We start from the raw sequence: 3,804 nt of genomic DNA on the forward strand, positions 1-3,804 counted from the left end.
GCCTGAACCCGGTCAAGCGCGTCGGCGAGCAGATCGTCGAGGCGATCGAGGCCCACACCGAGCTGCGCGGCGCCGCGGCCCGCGCCAAGGCCATCGAGTGGCTGGGCAAGGTCGGCATCCCCGAGCCCGAGCGCCGCATCGACGAGTACCCGTTCCGCCTGAGYGGCGGCCAGAAGCAGCGCGTGATGATCGCGATGACGCTGGCGGCCGAGCCCGATTTCCTGATCGCCGACGAGCCGACCACCGCGCTCGACGTGACGATCCAGGCGCAGATCCTCGACCTGCTGAAGCGCCTGCAGAGCGAGCAGGGCATGGGCCTGCTGCTGATCACGCACGACCTCGCGGTGGTGGCCGGCATGGCGCATCGCGTCGCGCTGATGTACGCCGGGCAGATCATCGAGGAGGCGACGAGCGACGAGTTCTTCCGCTCGCCGAAGCACCCCTACGCGAAGCTGCTGCTGCGCGCGCTGCCCGATGCCGACAAGCGCGGCGGCCGGCTCGCGGCGATCCCCGGCACCGTGCCGCCGCTGTGGCAGGAGTTCACCGGCTGCCGCTTCGCGCCGCGCTGCGACCGCGTGATGCCCGAGTGCCACACGACGATCCCCGAGCTGATCGATCTCGGCACGCGGCGCAATGTGCGCTGCATCCTGTACCGCGATGGTGCGCAGCCGGTCGATGCCGCCCCGATCCAGGGCGAGGCGATCGCCGCAGTGCCGCAAAAGCGCGCCGACAGTGGCGTGGACCAGCCACTGCTGCTGGATGTGAAGCAGCTGTCGGTCCGCTTCGCGATCCGCAAGGGCCTGCTGCAGCGCGCCCACGGGCACTTCAACGCCGTCGATGGCATCTCGTTCGCGATCCGCCCCGGCGAGACGCTGGCGCTGGTCGGTGAATCCGGCTGCGGCAAGACGACGACCGGCAAGGCCATCGTGCAGCTGCTGCGCCACCAGGCGGTGATCGAGGGCCAGGCGATCTTCCAGGGCCGGGATCTCTTCTCGCTGCAAGGCGATGCGCTGCGCGATGCGCGGCGTGCGGTGCAGATCATCTTCCAGGACCCGTTCGCATCGCTGAACCCGCGCATGCGGGTGTTCGACGTGCTCGAAGAGGGGCTGCTCGCATTGCGCCCCGAGCTCGATCTCACCGCACGGCGCGAGCTGCTCGAGAAGCTGGTCGACCAGGTCGGCCTGCGGCGCGATGCGCTGCAGCGCTACCCGCACGAGTTCTCGGGCGGCCAGCGCCAGCGCATCGCGATCGCGCGCGCACTGGCCRTCAACCCGAAGCTGATCGTCTGCGACGAGCCGACCTCGGCGCTCGACGTGTCGGTGCAGGCGCAGATCCTCAACCTGCTGCGCGAGCTGCAGCGCGAACTCGGCGTGTCGTACCTCTTCATCACGCACAACATCGGCGTCGTCGAGTACATCGCCGACCACGTGGCGGTCATGCAGAAGGGGCGCATCGAGGAATCGGGCACCACCGAATCGGTGCTGGGCTCACCGCAATCGAGCTACACGCGCACCTTGCTTGCGGCGGTGCCCCGAATCAGGGCCGAACTGAGCGCCTGATTCATCGCCACCCGCATCGATGGCATCGGTCCATCGATGGGCGAACCACCCCGCTTTCAGCGGGCGCGGCACAGCTTTGCTCGTCCATTTTCGAGGGCTGTTGCACAGGGCCAACGGCTGTGTTGTTTCAGGTTAGGGAAGGGTGCCCAGGTGCGCGTCGAAGTATGTCGTCGAGGGATCGATCGCCATCGTCGGCACCGGCCGCAAACCCGCATGGATGCTGGGTTTTCCGACATCGACGCGCGTGCGCCATAGGCCCGGGCAGCCTTTGCGCCTGCACGCCTTCTGAAGCGATCAAGGAATACCCTAAAGGGTCCCCTTTTCCCTTCAGTGACAATTCTTTTACATGTCTTTGCGGACAGGTCATGGCAGGTTCATGAAGCCGGCACATGACTTGCTGTGAGAGTGGGTTTATCGATCAACCTTTTCAGTGTTTTAGGAGATCACATGTTTAGAAGAACGAAGGTCTGCACCGGCCTGATGTTGGCGTTCGGCGGCAGCCTCGCGCTCGGCTCATTGCCCGCTCTCGCACAGCAGCAGATGGACAAGGTCGAGATCACCGGTTCCGCGATCAAGCGCATCGACGCTGAAACGGCGCTGCCGGTGACGGTCATCACCCGCGAAGAGATCTCGCGCAGTGGTGTGGCCAACATGGAGCAGCTGGTCCACAACATGGCGTCGACCAACACCGCCGGTGCGACCCGCGGTTCGGACCTGGCCGGCCTTGCCAGCTACGGCACATCCAGCGTTTCGCTGCGTGGCCTGGGCGACAGCCGCACGCTGGTGCTGGTGAACGGCCGCCGCCTCGCGGTGTTCGCCTCTGACGGCGGTGCCGTCAACATCAACGCGATTCCGCTGGCCGCCATCGAGCGTGTTGAAATCCTGCGTGACGGTGCCTCTGCCGTGTACGGCAGCGATGCGGTCGCCGGCGTGATCAACTTCATCCTGCGCTCGGACTACAACGGTCTTGAGATCGGTGGCGAATCCGGCCGCCCGTCCCAATCGGGTGGCGGCAAGACGAACCGCGCCAACATCCTGTTCGGCCATGGCGACCTCGTCCAGGACAAGTACAACTTCATGCTGGGGATGGACGTCGAGAAGACGACGACCCTCTATGCGATCGACCGTGAATTCTCGAAATCGGGCAACCGCTATCCGTATTTCCAGAACGCCGCTACGCCGAGCGGCCGGATCGAAGGCAACTACGACCCGACGCTGTCGCTGGAGGACAACAAGAAGCCGACTGGCGGCAACGCCGGAATGCCCATCTTGGGGTCGGGCTACGGCAATCCGTCCGCCGACCTGGGGCAGTGCGCCGACATTCGCATGTTTGCGGTGACCGCCTCCCCGACCGCCAAGTACAAGAATTGCAACTACGACTCGGCACCGGACGTCGGCCTGTTCCCCGAGATCAAGCGGACCAACGTCTTCGGCACGTTCAAGCTCGCACTGACGCCTGAGCACACGCTTTACGGCGAAGCCATGTTCGCGAAGAACGTCGTGACCGAAGCGTATCAACCCGCTCCGGCGCGTTCCGCCTTCTTCGAAACCGACAACCTGTTCTTCAAGAACAACAAGCCTGTAGCTTTGCTGGTCTACCCGGGTAGCGTAGCCTACGAGACCATCATCAAACCCTACGTGGCCAACCATAGTGCTGATCTGCAGAAACTGATCGACAGCGGCCTGCCGGTCGCGGTCTCTTGGCGCGCGTTCTCTTCCGGGCTCCGCACCGAAGAAGACACGCTGAAGCAGTCTCGCTTCCTCACCGGCGTGAAGGGCTCGTTGGGCAGCTGGGACTACGACGTCGCGGCGATGTACAACCAGAGCAAGACCGAAGGCAGATTGACCGACGGATACTTCTCGCAGTATGACGTCGCTCAGATCATCAATTCGCCCACCTCGGGTTGGAATCCGTGGGCCTCCAACGGTCAACAGGATGCGGGCCTGACCTCGGCGATTCGGGGTGCCAACTATGTCGGCCCGACGCTGACCGGCAAGTCGACGCAAGCCTCCATCGATGCCACGGGCTCGACCACGCTCACGCAATTGGCCGGCGGCCCGATGCAGCTGGCCGTGGGTGCATCGTTCCGTCGCGAGACCTACAAGATCGACGTGCCGCCGATCCTGGGTGAAGGCGACATCGCCGGCCTGGGCGGAGCCACACCGAACGAAGACGAGCTGCGCAGGGCGGCTGCGCTATACACCGAACTGAACATGCCCCTGCGCAAGGACCTCGAGGTGAATG

At 64.8% G+C, this 3,804-nt stretch carries 2 protein-coding genes; both read left to right on the forward strand.

Features of this window, described 5'->3' with window-relative positions; translation table 11 throughout:
• A partial coding sequence (locus AC1D01_RS24615; RefSeq protein ID WP_477871033.1) for a dipeptide ABC transporter ATP-binding protein occupies positions 1-1,559 on the forward strand: 1,559 nt, incomplete at its 5' end.
• 447 nt (positions 1,560-2,006) lie between these two features.
• On the forward strand, positions 2,007-3,804 hold a 1,798-nt coding region (locus tag AC1D01_RS24620), incomplete at its 3' end, for a TonB-dependent receptor plug domain-containing protein (protein WP_477871035.1).

This window comes from Rhizobacter sp. P3_B12 (assembly GCF_056402895.1).